At 73.4% G+C, this 15,648-nt stretch carries 12 protein-coding genes and 2 tRNA genes; 9 read left to right on the top strand and 5 right to left on the bottom strand.

Features of this window, described 5'->3' with window-relative positions:
• Positions 1-28: 28 nt before the first annotated feature.
• Positions 29-1,732, bottom strand: coding sequence for an ABC transporter family substrate-binding protein (locus ACIRD3_RS23435; RefSeq protein WP_402219845.1), 1,704 nt, complete (start codon positions 1,730-1,732; stop codon positions 29-31).
• Positions 1,733-2,067: 335 nt separating this feature from the next.
• Here ACIRD3_RS23435 and ACIRD3_RS23430 point away from each other — a divergent pair, with 335 nt between their 5' ends.
• The 5 genes from ACIRD3_RS23430 (at position 2,068) to ACIRD3_RS23410 (ending at position 7,241) form a co-directional block, all read left to right on the top strand.
• A complete protein-coding gene (locus ACIRD3_RS23430; protein ID WP_402219843.1) occupies positions 2,068-3,048 on the top strand; it encodes an ABC transporter permease in 981 nt (326 codons plus the stop codon).
• Between the two features lie 16 nt (positions 3,049-3,064).
• Positions 3,065-4,147, top strand: coding sequence for an ABC transporter permease (locus ACIRD3_RS23425; RefSeq protein ID WP_402219840.1), 1,083 nt, complete (start codon positions 3,065-3,067; stop codon positions 4,145-4,147).
• Positions 4,144-6,240, top strand: coding sequence for a dipeptide ABC transporter ATP-binding protein (locus ACIRD3_RS23420; protein WP_402219837.1), 2,097 nt, complete (start codon positions 4,144-4,146; stop codon positions 6,238-6,240). Before ACIRD3_RS23425 ends, ACIRD3_RS23420 begins: the two co-directional genes overlap by 4 nt.
• Before the next feature lie 60 nt (positions 6,241-6,300).
• Positions 6,301-6,374, top strand: a tRNA-Lys gene (locus tag ACIRD3_RS23415).
• Between the two features lie 135 nt (positions 6,375-6,509).
• Entirely contained in the window at positions 6,510-7,241 is a 732-nt protein-coding gene (locus ACIRD3_RS23410) for a GPP34 family phosphoprotein (RefSeq protein ID WP_402219834.1), read from the top strand.
• Positions 7,242-7,337: 96 nt separating this feature from the next.
• Here the strand turns inward: ACIRD3_RS23410 and ACIRD3_RS23405 are convergent, their stop codons facing one another.
• Together ACIRD3_RS23405 and ACIRD3_RS23400 are read right to left on the bottom strand one after the other, a co-directional pair.
• The gene (locus ACIRD3_RS23405) at positions 7,338-8,300 is read right to left on the bottom strand and encodes an alpha/beta fold hydrolase (RefSeq protein ID WP_402219831.1); all 963 of its coding nucleotides are present in this window, start codon (positions 8,298-8,300) and stop codon (positions 7,338-7,340) included.
• Complete coding sequence (locus ACIRD3_RS23400) at positions 8,297-9,187, bottom strand: DUF998 domain-containing protein (RefSeq protein WP_402219828.1); 891 nt, start codon at positions 9,185-9,187, stop codon at positions 8,297-8,299. The genes ACIRD3_RS23405 and ACIRD3_RS23400 overlap by 4 nt, the downstream gene beginning before the upstream one ends.
• A gap of 135 nt (positions 9,188-9,322) precedes the next feature.
• Between ACIRD3_RS23400 and ACIRD3_RS23395 the strand changes: the two genes are divergently transcribed.
• From ACIRD3_RS23395 to ACIRD3_RS23385, 3 genes are all read left to right on the top strand, one after another.
• Positions 9,323-9,396, top strand: a tRNA-Lys gene (locus ACIRD3_RS23395).
• Between the two features lie 285 nt (positions 9,397-9,681).
• The gene (locus tag ACIRD3_RS23390; RefSeq protein WP_402219826.1) at positions 9,682-12,093 is read left to right on the top strand and encodes a transglycosylase domain-containing protein; all 2,412 of its coding nucleotides are present in this window, start codon (positions 9,682-9,684) and stop codon (positions 12,091-12,093) included.
• 196 nt (positions 12,094-12,289) lie between these two features.
• Entirely contained in the window at positions 12,290-13,420 is a 1,131-nt protein-coding gene (locus ACIRD3_RS23385; RefSeq protein WP_402219825.1) for an EamA family transporter, read from the top strand.
• Here ACIRD3_RS23385 and lepB read toward each other — a convergent pair.
• Positions 13,383-14,213, bottom strand: a complete 831-nt coding sequence (lepB, locus tag ACIRD3_RS23380) for a signal peptidase I (RefSeq protein ID WP_402219822.1) — start codon at positions 14,211-14,213, stop codon at positions 13,383-13,385. The genes ACIRD3_RS23385 and lepB overlap by 38 nt on opposite strands.
• A gap of 270 nt (positions 14,214-14,483) precedes the next feature.
• Positions 14,484-14,819, bottom strand: a complete 336-nt coding sequence (locus ACIRD3_RS23375; RefSeq protein WP_402219819.1) for a chorismate mutase — start codon at positions 14,817-14,819, stop codon at positions 14,484-14,486.
• A gap of 334 nt (positions 14,820-15,153) precedes the next feature.
• Here ACIRD3_RS23375 and ACIRD3_RS23370 point away from each other — a divergent pair, with 334 nt between their 5' ends.
• Positions 15,154-15,579, top strand: a complete 426-nt coding sequence (locus ACIRD3_RS23370) for an OsmC family protein (protein WP_402219817.1) — start codon at positions 15,154-15,156, stop codon at positions 15,577-15,579.
• The last annotated feature ends 69 nt before the right edge of the window (positions 15,580-15,648 follow it).

Raw genomic sequence — 15,648 nt, 5'->3', positions numbered from 1 at the left:
GCGGCTCGCCTCGCCGTGTCCGCGGCGGCTACTTCTCCCAGCCGACCTTGGCGTAGTCCACGCCGGCCAGACCGAACGCGCCGTAGTTGGCCAGGCCCTTGCGCGCCGCCACCACGGTCGGCCGCTGGTAGAGCTCGAAGGTGTGGCCGAGCTCCCAGATCTTCGCGTCCGCCTGGTTGTAGAGCTTCGCGGCCTCCGCCGGCTCGAGCGTGCCGGCCGCCTTCTTCAGCAGCGCGTCGATCTCCGGCGTGCCGAGCTTCGAGAAGTTGCCGAAGACGTTGTCGCCCACCGGCAGGCGGAAGTTGGTCAGCGAGCTGGAGAGCGGGAACGAGTCGGTGTTCCGCCAGCTGGCGATCTCGAACTTGCCCGGGTTCACGTACTTGGTGAAGAAGTCGTTGGAGGGGACCTTGTCGAGGTCGACCTTCACCCCGGCCGCCAGCCACATCGCGGTGGCGGCGGTGGCCAGGTCCAACTGCGCCTGCGGGGTGGCGTCGTTGACGACCCAGTGCAGCTCCAGCGGCTTCCCGTCCTTGGTGCGCGGCTGGCCGGCGCCCGCCTCCTTCCACCCCGCCTCGTCGAGCAGCTTCTTGGCCGCGCCCAGGTCGAACTTCGCCCAGTCGCCGGAGTTGTCCTGGTAGCCCGTCTGGTTGGGCATGATGATGTGGTTGCCGAGGGGCTTGAACTCCACCGGGACGCCGTTGTTCGCGATCTTGATCAGCGCCGACCGGTCGAGCGCCCTCCCGAGCGCCTGGCGGACCTTCTGGTCCGCCAGCGCGCCGCCCTGGCCGAACGAGATGTGCACCTCGTCCCACGGGCTGGCGGTCCGGATCACGGCGTCCTTGGCGCCCTTGAGCTGCCCGTACGCGGCCGCGGTGCCGGCCGTGGCGAAGTCGATCTCGTTGTTGAGGAACGCCTGCGTGGTGGCCGACTGGGACATCACCCGGAAGGTGATCCGGTCGGCCTTGGGCTTCGTCCCCCACCAGGCCGGGTCCGGGACCAGTGACAGGGTCTGCGCGGTCTTGTCCGCCGTCCCGATCTTGAACGGGCCGGCGGTGATCGGGATCTTCTCCACCCAGCCCTGGTTGAAGTCGTCCGCGGTCCCGATGCCCGCCGCCGGGATCAGCGGGCGGAACAGGTTCTGCCAGTCGGCGTACGGCTCGGAGAAGGTCACCTTGACCTCGGTCGGGTCCGCCCCCTGCTCGACGGCGGAGATCAGCTCGTAGCCGGCGGAGTCGGCGATGTTGTAGCCGTCCTTCTTGCCGTTGCCGGCCTCCCAGTCCGCCTTGAAGTCCAGGTAGCTCAGCGGCTTGCCGTCCGACCACTTCGCCTTGGGGTTGAGCTTGTAGGTGATCACCTGCGGGGAGGTGGAGGTGACCTTGGCCTCCTGCAGGTAGTCGGTGACCGGCTGGAAGTTGCCGGAGGCGTCGGTGGTGAAGAGGTCCGGCTCCAGCGTGCGCATGATCTCGACGGCGTCGCCGTACCGGCCGTCCACCTGGAACGGGTTCCACTGGGTGATCCACTGGTACAGCGGGAAGCGCACCTCGCCGCCGTCCTTGACCTGGTCCAGCGGCTTGGCGTTGATGTCCTGGGAGTCCTGTCTCGGCGGCTCGCTCTTGGCCGCGGCGTCGCCCGAACCGCCCCCGCCCGAGGTGCACGCGGTGACCGCCAGCGCGACGGCGACGGCGAGGGCGGTGGCCCGGCCGAGGCGGCGGGCCGTGGTGGAAGCGTCCATGGGGGTCCCCCTGGTGGATTCTGCGGAACGGGAGTTGCGGCGCGACAGGCATGACTCGGCTTGAGCGTGGGCACTCAATCCGGCATCGAGCCAGAGGAACGTAACAGCGGATCAGATCCGCCACCAGGGGGAGGAACGCACGCCTGATCCAAACGTCACCTGCGGCAACGCTGCCGCAACACGCCCGCCGTCCCCGGGTGCTTCACTCTGACCTGCGCTTTCCCAACTCCCCTGCCACCTCGACCGACTGACGCCCGAGCCGGGCCCCGACCGAAGGCCACCACCCCGATGCCCACCAGACGCGTCGGCCCCACCCCCACCCCGGGCGGCCGTTGATGCTCCGCTACCTCACCAAGCGGCTGAGCTACTACGCGGCGCTGCTGATCGCCGCCGTGTTCCTGGCGTACGCGATATCCGCGACCGCCCTGCAGCCGCGCACCTACTTCGACGCCAAGGTCCCGCGGCCCTCCGTCGAATCGGTCGAGCACCAGCTCACCGCGCTCAACCTGAACGACCACACCCCGGTCGTCGAGCGCTTCGGCCACTGGGCCGGCGGCCTGCTGCACGGCGACCTCGGCCGGACCATCCACGGCACCCCGGTCTCCGACGACTTCGGCCGCCGGGTCTGGGTCTCACTGCGACTGCTGCTGCTCGGCAGCCTGCTCGGCATCGTCCTCGGCGTCGCCGCCGGGGCGTGGAGCGCCGTCCGCCAGTACCGGATCTCCGACCGGCTGCTGACCGTGCTGTCCTTCGTGCTGCTCTCCACGCCGGTCTTCCTCGTCGCGCTGTTCCTCAAGAACGGCGCCATCGCCGCCAAGGACGCGGCCGGCCACGAGGTCGTCCCGTTCACCGGCTACGAGACCCCCGGGCTGGCCGGCGGCCTCGGCACCCACCTGGCCGACTGGGCGCTGCACCTGCTGCTGCCCACCATCTCGCTCGCCCTCGGCGGCCTCGCCACCTACAGCCGCTACCAGCGCGGCACCATGCTCGACGTGCTCGGCTCCGACTACCTGCGCACCGCCGAGGCCAAGGGCCTCACCCGCGGACAGGCACTGCTGCGGCACGGGCTGCGGACCGCCGTGATCCCGATGTCGACCATGTTCGCCTACAGCTTCCTGGGCATCTTCACCGGCGCGATCTTCACCGAGACGATCTTCGGCTGGCACGGCATGGGCGAGTGGCTGATCCAGTCGATCAACGAACAGGACGTCAACTCGGTCGTGGCGATCAACCTGTTCACCGCCGTCGTGGTGCTCGCCTCCGGCTTCCTCGCCGACACCCTGCACGCCGCCCTCGACCCGCGCGTGCGGTCCTGACCGGAGGAGACCCGAGATGACCACCCTCTCCGCCGAGCCGGCCGAGCCGACCGGGCCGGCCGAACCCGTCACCCCCGTCGCCCCCGCCGTGCCCGGCACTCCCGGCCCGTCCCGGGCCACCGGCCGCGGACGGCTCGTCCTCGCCCGGCTGCTCGCCGCCCGCGGCGCCGTCGCCGGGGCCGTCGTCGTCCTGCTGCTGTTCGCGCTCGCCTTCGGCGGGCCGTACCTCACGCCCTGGCACTACGCCACGCCCGACTTCTCCGCCCTGCACCAACCCCCGTCCGCCGACCACTGGTTCGGCACGAACGGGGTCGGTCAGGACGTGTTCGCGCAGACCGTCCGCGGACTGCAGAAGTCGCTGGTCATCGGCCTGCTGGTGGCGCTGTTCTCCACCGTGCTGGCCTCCGTGGTCGGCGCCTGCGCCGGCTACTTCGGCGGCTGGGCCGACCGGGCGCTGATGTTCCTGGTGGACCTGCTGCTGGTCTTCCCGTCCTTCCTGATCATCACCATCGTCTCCGCCCGGCTGAAGAGCGCCGGGTGGATCGCCTTCGTGCTGCTGCTCGCGCTGTTCAACTGGATGATCACCGCGCGGGTGGTCCGCTCGATGACGATCTCGCTGCGCGAGCGCGAATTCGTCCGCGCCGCGCGGTTCATGGGGGTGCGACCGCTGCGGATCATCAGCCGGCACATCCTGCCGAACGTCGCCTCCTTCCTCATCATCGACGCCACCATCGCGGTCGGCGGCGCCGTGATGAGCGAGACCGCGCTCTCCTACTTCGGCTTCGGGGTCAAGGCGCCGGACGTCTCGCTCGGCACCCTGCTCGCCGCCGGGACCAGCGAGGCCCCGGTGTTCCCCTGGCTGTTCTACTTCGCCGCCGGGCTGCTGGTGCTGTTCGTCCTCGCCGTCAACCTGGTCGGGGACGGGCTGCGCGACGCCCTCGACCCCACCTCCACGGCCGCGCCCCGCCGTTCGCGCCGCACCCTCGGTTCGCGCCGTACCCTCGCTTCGCGCCGCGACCGCCGTTCCGTCAGCAGCCTTTCCGACAGCAGCCGTTCCGTCAGCAGCAGCAGTTCCGACAGCCGTAGGAAGCGCCCGTGACCACCACCGTCGAAACCCCGCTGCTCACCGTCCGGGACCTGCGGGTCGACTTCGCCGGGCCGCACGGCCCGGTGCCCGCCGTCCGCGGGGTGGACCTCACCCTTCACCGCGGCGAGACCCTCGGCATCGTCGGCGAGTCCGGCTCCGGGAAGTCCGTCACCGCGCTGTCGGTGCTCGGGCTACTGCCCGGGACGGCACGGGTCAGCGGCTCGGTGCGGCTGGACGGGCGGGAGCTGGTCGGGCTGCCGGGCAAGGAGCTCGCGGCGATCCGCGGCCGCCGGGTCGCCATGGTCTTCCAGGACCCGCTCTCCGCCTTCACCCCGGTCTACCGGATCGGCGACCAGATCGCCGAAGCGGTCCGCGTCCACCAGCGGGTGGACAAGGCCACCGCGCGGCGCCGGGCCGCCGAACTCCTGGACCTGGTCGGCATCCCGGCGCCCGACCGGGCCCTGGACAGCTTCCCGCACGAGTTCTCCGGCGGCATGCGCCAGCGCGCGATGATCGCCATGGCCGTCGCCAACGAACCCGACATCCTGCTCGCCGACGAGCCCACCACCGCGCTCGACGTCACCATCCAGGCCCAGGTGCTGGACGTGCTGCGCACCGCCCGCCGGGAGACCGGCGCCGCGCTCGTCCTGGTCAGCCACGACCTCGGGGTGATCGCCGGGACGGCCGACCGGGTCGCGGTGATGTACGCGGGCCGGGTGGTCGAGACGGCCCGCGTGGACGAGCTGTTCGAGGCCCCGCACCACCCGTACTCGCTCGGCCTGATCGGAGCGCTGCCCCGGCTGGACGGGCGCGGCGGTCCGCTGGTGCCGATCCCCGGCGTCCCGGCCCCGATGGCCGAGCTGCCGCCGGGCTGCCCGTTCGCGGCGCGCTGCCCGCTGGTGCAGGAGCGCTGCTCGACGGCGGAGCCCGTCCTGGAACCCGCCGCCGAGGGTGCGGGTGACCACCTGTCCGCGTGCGTGCGGTCGGCGGAGCTCGCCGAGCGCCGGCCCGCACCCGCCGAGGTCTACCCGGTGCCCGAGCTGCCCCCGGCCTCCGTTGCCGGTGACCGCTCCGAGCTGGCACCGGTGCTGTCGGTGAACGGGCTGGGCAAAACGTTTCCGCTCCTCAAGGGCACCGTGTTCAAGCGCAAGGTCGGCGAGGTGTACGCGGTCGACGGCGTCGACCTGGACCTGCGGGAGGGCGAGACCCTCGGCCTGGTCGGCGAGTCCGGCTCCGGCAAGTCCACCACCCTGTTCGAACTGCTCCGGCTCGGCGCCCCGGAGACCGGCCGGATCGAAGTGCTCGGCCACGACACCGCGCGGCTCACCCGGGCCGAGGCCCACCGGCTCCGCGCCGAGCTGCAGATCGTCTTCCAGGACCCGATGGCCAGCCTCGACCCCCGGATGCCGATCGGCGACATCGTCGCGGAACCCCTGCTCGCCCAGCGTGCCCCCCGCGCGGAGATCGACCGGCGGGTGCCCGAGCTGCTGCGGCAGGTCGGCCTCGACCCGGACCACGCCGCCCGCTACCCGCACCAGTTCTCCGGCGGCCAGCGCCAGCGCGTCTCGATCGCCCGGGCACTCGCCGTCCGCCCCAAGCTCCTGGTGCTGGACGAGCCGGTCTCCGCGCTGGACGTCTCCATCCAGGCCGGGGTGCTCAACCTGCTGCAGGCGCTCAAGGCGGAGCTCGGGCTCTCCTACCTGTTCGTCTCGCACGACCTCTCGGTGATCCGGCACCTCGCGGACCGGGTCAGCGTGATGTACCTCGGCCGGACGGTCGAGCAGGGCGAGGTCTCCGCCGTCTTCGACCGCCCCCGCCACCCGTACACCCGCGCCCTGCTCTCCGCCGTCCCGCTCCCCGACCCCGTCGCCGAGCGCGCCCGCGACCGCGTCCTGCTCGCCGGCGACCCGCCCTCCCCCACCGAACGCCGCACCGGCTGCCCCTTCCGCACCCGCTGCCCCCGCTACGCCGGGCTCACCGCCCCCGCCGACCGGGCCCGCTGCGAACAGGAACGGCCGGCCCTGCTCGGCGACACCCCGGGGGCGGACCACCAGGCGGCCTGCCACCACCCGGAGCCGTCACCTGCGCTCACTCACGAAGAGTGAGCGCTCGAATACGATTCGGCGGATCGGGCCCGCGCCGTGTAATGTCTTCGACGTCAGCAAGCGCCGCTAGCTCAGTTGGTTAGAGCAGCTGACTCTTAATCAGCGGGTCCGGGGTTCGAGTCCCTGGCGGCGCACATGGCAAGGTCTCAGGCCGTCCACTCCGGTGGGCGGCCTGAGGCGTTCCGGGGGCGGTCTTCACGGGCCTGCAGGCGCGGTCCTTCGGGGCGGGGGTCTTTCCGGGACGGACGGGATGGGTAGACGTGATCCCCGTGACCCCTTCTGACGTCCTCCGGCTCCCCGAGGAACTGGTGCTGCTCTGCGCCCACCCGACGCACGGGCGCTTCCGGCACCCGGCCGGCGAGTTCCACCACGTGGTCGCCGGTGCCGTCCTCGCCGAGCTGCTGCTGGACGGCGCGATCAGCGTCGAGAAGCACCACATCACCGGTTACCAGCCCTTCGGCGCGCGGGACGAGGTCGCGGCCGGCGTGCTGACCCGGCTGGAGGCCAGGGGCAAGAGCCGCTTCCGGCCCGGGCTCGACCAGGCGATCGCCCGGATCCCGAATCCGCCCGGGCACCGGTACTACCTCGACCACCTGACCGCCGAGGGGTACTTCACCGTGGAGGAGAAACGGTTCCTCGGCCTGCCGTGGCACCTGCACCGGCTGGTCCGGCCCGAGGTCAGGACGTGGATCGCCGCCCGGGCGGCCACCACCCTGCGGGACCCCGACGGGGCACTCGGCCGGCCGACGGCCGCGCGGGACCGGCAGCTGGCCGGCCTGATCGGCGTCGCCTCCCTCGAACACCGCCTCCACCCTGGCCGGGACGGCGCCCCGGGTCAGGCGCGCCGTCCGGAAGCTGACCCGGGACCTGCCCGTCCCGCAGGCGGTCCGGCGGCTCAGCACTTCCAGCGGCTGAGTCCGGGGCACGGGAGCCCGGCGCTCCCGGGGAGGGAACGGGTATCCGCGCCGCTCGGCGGGTGTCGAGGACGGCTCAGCGGATGACGCTCGGGGCTCAGCGGATGACGCTCGGGGCTCAGCGGATGACGCTCGGGGCTCAGCGGGTGTCGAGGACGGCCGAGCGGATGACACGCACGGGCCTCAGTGGGTGTCGAGGACGGCGGAGGCCACCGCGTCCGGGCGGTCGAACAACACCAGGTGCCCGGCCGGGGCCGTCGTGCGGAAGTCGGCGCCGAGCAGGGCCGCGAGCTCCCGCTGCTCGGCCAGCCAGGTCTCGGTCCGCCGGGTCCGGCAGCCGTCGTCGGCGGCCAGCACGGTGATCGGCAGGTCCTCGGGCAGCGGCCGGGTGCGCCGCAGCCCGTCCAGCTCGGCCGCCATGTCCAGGTAGCGCGCGTTCTCCCGCAGCAGCGCGCGCAGGGCCCGGCCGGTGCGGTAGCAGTGCCGGACCAGCGCCTTCGGCGCGAGGTCCTCGCGGCGGACGGTGGACTGCCGGGCCGCCATCCGGCGGGCGGTCGGGCCGAGCAGGTAGGGCACGGCGAGGGCGGTGGCGGCGCCGGCCGCCGCCCGGGCCGCCAGGTCGCGCGCGCCGGGCGCCGGGTACGGCCGGGCCGCCGGTTCGGTGCTGCCGTCGACCAGGACCAGCCCGGCGGTCCGCTCGGGGAACAGCCGGGCGAAGGCCTCCACGTGGAAGGCCGCCAGCGAGTGGCCGACCACGGTGCAGGGCTCGCGCAACCCCAGCCCGTCCAGCACCGCCCGGATCCGCCCGGCCTCCCCGGTCACCGTCGGGGCGGGCCGCCCGGTCGCGGGCTCGGCGGCGCTCAGCCCGTAACCGGGCCGGTCGAAGCGGACCACGGTGCGGTAGGGGGTGAGGAAGGGAACGACGAGGTCCCAGTCGAACCAGCTGCTGCCGAGACCGCCGCTGAGCAGGCAGGTCGGGCCGCTGCCCTCGGTGCGGACGTGCAGCGGGACGCCGTCGAGGCGCAGGAAGCGCGCCCGGGCGCCGGGGCCGTGGGGGCCTGCGGGGTCCTGGGGGCCTGCGGGGTCGTGGGGGCCTGCGGGGTCGCGGGGGTCGCCGGGTCCGAGCGGGTCGCCGGGTGCGGTCATGCCGGCCTCCGCTCCGGACGCGGCTCCGCCGTCTCCGCCCGGTCCGGCCGTGCCGAAGCCACCGCCGCGTCCCGCCGGGCGGACCGGGCGGACCGGGCGGACCGGGCGGACCGGGCGACGCTCACGGCCAGGACGGCCAGCCAGAGCGCGACCAGCAGCACCTGCAGGCGCTGACCGGCCCCGAGCGCCCAGGTGCCGCGTCCGGACTGGAAGGCGGCGATCGCGGCGAGGCTCCATCCGGTGGCGAGCAGTTCGGCGCCCAGCAGCCAGGGCCCGAGCCGGCGCACCGGCGGCCACCAGCCGTAGCGGCGGGCCGCGACGGTGAGCGCGACGAGCGCGGTGAGCGCGCCGGCCATCGCGAGGCTGCTGGTGACGGCGTGCGCGGTGTGGGTCGCGGGAACGAGCCCGGCGGTCTCCCGGGCGGCGCACATCTCGTCGCTGGTGGGGGTGCAGCTGAGCGGCAGCCGGGAGTCGGCGGCGGTGGCGGCGCCGAACAGGGCCAGGGCGGACCACCCGACGAGGGCCCAGCGGCGGCCGCGCCGCGATCCCCCCGCTCGCTGGGCAGGCCGCGCGCCGACTCGACCGCCGACCTGCCCGGTAGCTCGTCCGCCGACCTGCCCGGTGGCTCGCCCGGTGGCGAGGCCGGTGGCGAGGGCGGCCACCGCGGCGGCGAGCAGGCAGAGCCCGGCGACCAGGTCGGTGGCCCGGAACAGGCCGCCCAGCGGCTGGTCCTCGGCGGCGAGTTCGCTGATGTACGCCTGCACCGGGTCGAGACCGGTGCTCAGCACGACCTCCAGCACCCAGGCGGTGTACGCCACAGCGCTGAGCAGCAGCAGGGCGGCGACCGTCGTCCGCACGGTGCGGTGTGCTGGCTGGGAGCTGGGCACGGTTCCACCCTAACCAGCGGCGAACTCCGACCCAACCGGAAGGAAAGCGGACAGATCGGGCACCGCCTCCGCCGACGACTCCCCGGGTGGTTCGGGGCACCCCTCCGGACCGTGTATTGTTTTCCAGGTCAGCAGGCGCCGCTAGCTCAGTTGGTTAGAGCAGCTGACTCTTAATCAGCGGGTCCGGGGTTCGAGTCCCTGGCGGCGCACAGACAGTTGGGGAGCCTCTCGCAGCAGCGAGGGGCTCCCCGATTTTTTGGCCTTCGACGTCCGATTTGTGTGTGATGTCGGTCTCGATTGGCGATCCGACGGAGCCATCCGGCCCGTCCTGCTCGTCCAGGCCAGTAGAACCGGATCCGGGACGAAGGTCCCCGACCGCCGATGCCCCTCCATCCCGCCCGTGCAGACTGCTTCGGTCCGCCCGCACGAAAGGCCGCGCTTTGTCCCGAAACGCCCAGAGCGGCCGTCGCACGCCGTCGATCAGTCTCCGGCCGGTGAAGCGGTTCAAGCGCCCCACCGGCGCGACCGGTACGGCCGGCGGGCCCGGCGGTGTCGGAAGCGTCGGAAGTATCGGAGGCGTCGGCGCTGCCGGCGGGCCCGGCGGGAAGAAGCAGCGCCGTCCGAAGCGCACCGGCTGGCGCCGGCTGATACCCACCTGGCGGATGACCCTGCTCGGCTTCGCCTCGGCGGTGCTGCTCGGCATCGGTCTGTTCGCCCTGGGGATCGCCCTGGTGAAGGTGCCGGACGCGCACGCGGCCGCGACCGCGCAGAGCAACACCTGGCTCTACGCGGACGGCTCGGTGATCACCCGCACCGGCCAGACCAACCGGCAGAACGTCACCCTGGACAAGGTCTCCCCCGCCGCCCAGCACGCGGCGCTCGCCGCCGAGGACCGCAACTTCTACAACGAGGGCGCGGTCAACCTCCAGGGCCTGGCCCGGGCCGCGGTCAACACCGCCAAGGGCGAGGGCACCCAGGGCGGCTCCACGATCACCCAGCAGTACGTGAAGAACACGTACCTGAACCAGAAGCAGTCGATCACCCGCAAGGTGAAGGAACTGTTCATCGCCATCAAGGTGGACGCCACCGAGAGCAAGGACGACGTCCTCTCCGGCTACCTGAACACCTCGTACTACGGCCGCGGCGCCTACGGCATCCAGGCCGCCGCCCAGGCGTACTTCGGCGTCGACGCCTCCGCGCTCACCCCCGCGCAGGGCGCCTACCTGGCCACCCTGCTCAACGCGCCGAGCGCCTACGACGTGGCCACCGCCACCGCGGCGGGCAAGCAGAACGCCGTCAACCGCTGGAACTACGTGCTCGACGGCATGGTCAAGGAGGGCTGGCTCTCCGCCGAGGAGCGGGCCGCGACCACCTTCCCGGACGTGCGGGACCCCCAGCCCAACCCCGGCCTGTCCGGCCAGGCCGGCTACCTGGTGAACGCGGCCACCCAGTACCTGACCTCGAACGGGGTCATCAACGAGACCGAGCTCGCCAAGGGCGGCTACACGATCAAGCTGAGCATCGACCCGGGCCGCCAGCAGGCCCTGCAGGACTCCGTCCAGGCCCAGCTGCACGACACCCTGAACCCGGACAAGCGGAAGAAGGACGCGGCCGCCCAGGCCGGCGCCGTCTCCGTGGACCCGAAGACCGGCGCGATCGTCGCCCTGTACGGCGGCGTCGACTACGTGAAGCACTACGTGGACAACGCGACCCGGCGCGACTACCAGGCCGGTTCGACCTTCAAGGCGATCGCCCTGGCCGCCGCCCTCGAGAACGACGCCAAGACCCAGGACGGCCGCACCGTCACCCCGCGCACGATCTACGACGGCACCAGCGGCCGGAAGGTCCGCGGCGGCAAGGGCACCCCGTACGCGCCGCCGAACGAGGGCGACAAGAGCTACGGCCAGATCACCCTGCAGCAGGCCACCGACTGGTCGGTGAACTCGGCGTTCGCGCAGCTCGCGCAGGACACCGGGCTGCAGAAGGTCAAGGACACCGGCATCGCCCTGGGCCTGCCCGGCAACACCCCGGGGCTCGACCCCGTGCCGTCCATCCCGCTGGGCGCGGCCACCCCGAGCGTGCTCGACATGGCCGGCGTGTACGCCACGCTGGACAACGGGGGCAAGCAGATCACCCCGTGGCTGGTGCAGGCGGTGGACCGCGAGGGCGAGGCCGTACCGCTGCCCGCGCACAAGACCACCCAGGCGATCAGCGCGGACACCGCCAACGAGGTCACCTCGATGCTCCGGGGCGTGGTGAGCGACCCGGGCGGCACCGGCTGGCGGGCGAAGGCCCTGGGCCGTCCGGTGGCGGGCAAGACCGGTACCACCGACGACCAGAAGTCGGTCTGGTTCGTCGGCTACACCCCCGAGCTGGTCACCTCGGTCGCCCTGTTCGGGCAGGACCCGGCCACCGGCGCCCAGGTCAGCCTGAGCGGCGTCGGCGGGATCGACGGCGCGGCCGGCGGCCAGTACCCGGCGCAGATCTGGACCGGGTACATGAAGGCCGCGCTCAAGGGCCAGCCGGTCAGCGACTTCCCGACCCCGGCCGACGACTACTCCGGCGCCGACGACCTGCCGACCGCTCCGAGCACGCCCAGCGGCACCCCCACCACGGGCGCCCCCACCGGTGGCCCGAGCAGCGGCCCGACCAGGCCGGCCGACGGGTCGGGCTCCGGCTCGAACACCCCGGGCGGCACCGGCGGCGGGGCGACCACCGCGCCGACGGCTCCCCCGACCAGCCAGCCGACCGGCCAGCCCACCACCCAGCCGACCGGACGGCCCACCACCAGGCCCACGCCGACCACCCAGCCGACCACCGGCCCGACCACGCAGCCGACCACCCAGCCCACGGGCGGGACGGGCCCGCTCACGGGGGCGGGGACCTCGTCGCAGTCCGGGGGCTGACCGTCCGGGGAGGTCCTGGGGCCCCGGCGGGGGGAGGCCGTCGGGGGTGCGGTGTCGGCGGGTGCGGTGCCGGGGAGGCCGCTGACCGGAGCGCCCGGTCTGCTGGGTGATTGCGCCGCTGCGCACAGTTGAGTGCAGGACCAAATGCCGAAATGGCGCCTTACCGAAGCATCGGTATGACTGTCACAATGCGGCGGTGCACAGATCAACGGCCTCCCCCACCCCTCCCTCGGGCCGAACCCTCGGCCTCAGCCTCGCGCTGGTCTCCGCCTTCGCCTTCGGCGGCTCCGGCACGGCGGCCAAGCCGCTGATCGAGGCCGGACTCTCCCCGCTGCACGTGGTGTGGCTGCGGGTCACCGGCGCCGCCGTGGCCCTCCTCCCGATCGCCTACCGCCACCGGGACGCCGTCCTGCGCCGCCCCGGCCTGCTGCTCGGCTTCGGCCTGCTCGCCGTCGCGGGTGTCCAGGCCTGCTACTTCGCGGCCATCTCCCGCATCCCGGTCGGCGTCGCCCTGCTCATCGAATACCTCGGTCCGCCACTGCTGATCGGCTACGTCAAGTTCGTCCAGCGCAAGCCGATCAGCCGGGGCGCGGCCGTCGGCGCCGGGGTCGCGGTGGCCGGGCTCGCCTGCGTGGTGGAGGTCTGGAACGGGCTGGGCTTCGACGCCCTGGGCGTGCTCTTCGCCCTCGGTGCGGCCTGCTGCCAGGTCGGCTACTTCGTGCTCGCCGACGCCGGCCGCCGGGGCGAGCGCCCGGTCGACCCGCTGGCCGTCAGCGCGTGGGGACTGCTCGTCGGCGCCGTCCTGCTCACCGCCCTCACCCGGCCCTGGCAGGCCGACTGGAGCCCGCTCGGCGGCGACGTGGTGATGAACGGGCACACCCTGCCCGCGTTCGTCCCCGCCCTGTGGATGGTCCTGGTCGCGACCGTGCTCGCCTACCTGACCGGCGTGATCTCGGTCGGCCACCTCTCGCCGCCGGTCGCCGGCGTGGTGGCCAACCTGGAGGCGGTCGTCGCCACCGTGCTCGCCTGGGTGCTGCTCGGCGAGCACCTCGGGCTGCCGCAGATCGCGGGTGGCCTGCTGGTGCTGGCCGGGGCCTTCGCCGCGCAGGCGAGCACGTCGGCGGACGGGTCGGCGGACCCGGCGACGGAGGTGCCCACGGACGCGCCGGCTGCGGCTGCGGCGGCTGAGGTGACCTCCGGGGCCGGGGGTCTCGCGGGTCCGGAGCGGAACGACCCGGAGCGGAACGGCCTCGACGGCCCCCGGGAGCCGGTGGCCGCCGAGCGCGGGGTCAGCGGCCGGTCCAGCCGAACCAGTCGAGGTGATTGAGCGGCCACACGACGGCCGACACCGGGCCGACCACGTTGCCCACCGGCACGGCGCCACCACCGGGGCCGCGCTGGTGGTAGCGGGAGTCCGCCGAGTCGCTGCGGTGGTCGCCCTCGACCCAGACGTAGCCCGAGGGCACCTTCACCGGGCCGAAGTCCAGGCCCGCGCAGGAGTCGTCGCCCGCGTGCAGGTAGGGCTCGTTGACCTTCCGGCCGTCGACGCTGAGGGTGCTGCCCTCGCACTGCACGGTCTGCCCGCCGGTCGCGATGACCCGCTTGACCAGGTAGTTGTCGTCCTTCGGCGGCACCAGCCCGACGAAGCTGAGCACCGAGCTCACGGCATTGGTGACCGGGTTCGAGTCGACGGGCTGCGGCGGCAGCCAGCCCCCCGGGTCCTTGAACACCACCGGCTGCCCCGGCTCCGGCTCCCAGCCGGTCAGTGGCGCCAGCTTGTTCACCCCGACCCGGTCGCCGATCCGCAGGGTGTTCTCCATCGAGCCGGACGGGATGGAGAACACCTGGAACAGGCAGGTCTTGATCAGCAGCGCGACCACCAGGCCCACCGCGGCCATCACCGGCAGCTCGATCCACCACGGCCGCGGGCGACGGCCCGGTCCACCCTTCCGGCCCGGGCCGGACGTCCGGCGGCCGCGGGAGCCGCGGGCCCGGCGGCGGGCCTCGGCGCGGCCGCCGGTCGCCGGCTGGACGTGCGGGACGTCCTGGGCGTGCGGGAGGTCCCGGGCAGCGGGATCGCTGGGGGCTCCGCTGGGCGTTTCGGGCAGGTTCACCGCCATCGTCGCTGCTCCACCTCTCCGGCCGGGGAAACCTGCACGCTACGCCAACCGTGGAGCCTGACGAAATCGGGCATTTAGCCGCCCCCGACGCCGCCGGGGCCGCCGGGGGCCCGGCAGCGTCGGCGGAACCGGGGCGGAACCGGGTCCTCGGGTGTGCCGAGGTGCTCCGCGGTGCTCCGGGACGGTGTGCCGGGACGGTGTGCCGGGACGGCTCCGGCGGCTCTCCTCCCGGCCGCCGCGACCTGCCGTTCAGCCGCTGCGGCTCCCCGTTCAGGCGCGGGCGATGGCCTCGTGGTGGCGGATGACCTCGGCGATGATGAAGTTCAGGAACTTCTCGGCGAAGACCGGGTCCAGCTTCGCCCCGGCGGCCAGCTCCCGGAGCCGCTTGATCTGGTCCCGCTCGCGCGCCGGGTCGGCCGGCGGCAGCTTGTGCTCGGCCTTGAGCCTGCCGACCCGCTGGGTCGCCTTGAAGCGCTCGGCCAGCATGTGGACCACCGCGGCGTCGATGTTGTCGATGCTCTCGCGCAGGCTGGTCAGCTCAGCCCGTACGGCGTCGTCGATCCCCTCGGGCCGGCCGGCGTCGGGGGTCGTGGAGTGGTCCGTCATCGGGGCTGCTCCCGGTGTCTGAGTGGGCGCCCGACCGTACGCCGGCCGGGCTCGGGCCCGGGCAAATCTAACAGGGCACCCGTTGCGGCCCCGCACCGCGGAACGGAACCGTCCACGATCCGGACAGCCGTCCGGACGGCCGGCCCGCCTGCGCCGCCCCCGCGCGCCCGGCCGGTCCGACGCGGCGTGACCAGCCGGGCCCGGGCCGGGGCTGCCCGTAGGCTGGTGCGCGCATGACCGGAAGTGACTGCCCAACAGTCCCCGGCGGTCCCCGGCAATGCGCAGCAACGCCCAGTCATGCCCCAGCACTGCCCCGGCAATGGAGGTACCGATCATGGCAACCACCCGCACCGCCCGTACGGCCTGGGAGGGCGACCTCCTCCACGGACAGGGTCAGACGACCTTCGCCTCCTCCGGGATCGGCACCTACCCGGTGTCCTGGCCGGCCCGCACCGAGCAGCCCAACGGCAAGACCAGCCCGGAGGAGCTCATCGCGGCCGCGCACTCGGCCTGCTTCTCGATGGCCCTGTCGCACGGCCTGGCGGGCGCCGGCACCCCGCCCACCACGCTGGACACCCAGGCCGACGTCACCTTCCAGCCGGGCGAGGGCATCACCGGCATCCACCTGACCGTCACCGGCGACGTCCCCGGCCTGGACGAGGCGGGCTTCGCCAAGGCCGCCCAGGACGCCAAGGCCAACTGCCCGGTCAGCCAGGCCCTGACCGGAACCACCATCACCCTGACCGCCAAGCTGGCCTGACGGCCCTTCGGCGGCGCCTCCGCCGCCGGGTAATCCGCGCCCGTCCCGCCCCGGCGCGCAACCAGCGCC

The organism is Kitasatospora sp. NPDC093550 (assembly GCF_044764985.1).
In the GTDB taxonomy this organism is placed as follows: domain Bacteria; phylum Actinomycetota; class Actinomycetes; order Streptomycetales; family Streptomycetaceae; genus Kitasatospora.
Note: the sequence above shows the minus strand (reverse complement) of the source record. Positions and strands in the feature narration are given on the sequence as shown.